The organism is Rhizobium sp. SVR5-2C (assembly GCF_056755115.1).
The window spans coordinates 1-240 of the sequence record NZ_JBNDHT010000555.1; the positions used below are offsets into that span (position 1 = coordinate 1).

Annotated in this window: 1 protein-coding gene; it reads left to right on the forward strand. The window is 51.2% G+C overall.

What is annotated here, in order from left to right; translation table 11 throughout:
* Positions 1 to 240 (forward strand): FAD-dependent oxidoreductase (locus tag ACPYOI_RS36875; RefSeq protein WP_481424285.1); only part of this gene is annotated, 240 nt, incomplete at both ends.

The window sequence follows — 240 nt, forward strand, 5'->3', positions numbered from 1 at the left end:
TATCAATCGTGAGAGCAAAACCATTACCCTGGCAGAGCTGCGCGATGAAAAAGGGGAACTGCTGGTTCCTGAGCGCAAACTGCCGTATGACACGCTGGTCATGGCGCTGGGCAGTACCTCCAATGACTTCAACACACCAGGTGTAAAAGAGCACTGTATCTTCCTCGATAACCCACATCAGGCACGTCGTTTCCACCAGGAAATGCTGAACCTGTTCCTGAAGTACACCAGCAATATGGG